The sequence below is a fragment of the Mesorhizobium sp. M1A.T.Ca.IN.004.03.1.1 genome (assembly GCF_003997555.1).
GTDB lineage: Bacteria > Pseudomonadota > Alphaproteobacteria > Rhizobiales > Rhizobiaceae > Mesorhizobium.
Genome location: NZ_RZTV01000438.1, coordinates 1 through 266 on the forward strand (window position 1 = coordinate 1; position 266 = coordinate 266).

1 protein-coding gene is annotated in these 266 nt (G+C 68.4%); it reads right to left on the reverse strand.

All coding sequences use genetic code 11. The features are described from left to right. Nucleotides 1–266 (reverse strand): BA14K family protein (locus EOD29_RS32340; RefSeq protein ID WP_164763974.1); only part of this gene is annotated, 266 nt, incomplete at both ends.

The following is a 266-nucleotide window of genomic DNA, read 5'->3' on the forward strand; positions in this document are numbered from 1 at the left end:
GCCGTCGTAACCGATATAGGTGTCCGAGCCCGGATCGTAGCTGGCGTAGCGGGCCAGGCAGCGGCGGACATGCCAGGAACCGCCGCCATATTCGTCGACATAGACCGGCTGCGGCTGCTGCTGGGAGAGCAGGCTGCCGAGGACGAAACCGCCGACGCCGGCGGCGATGCCGATACCGATTTCGCGGTTGTGGTGGTGGCTATGGGCGGCCGAAGGCTGGACGGTGCCGACGAGCGAGCCGGCGGCGACGGAGGTGGCGATAAGGG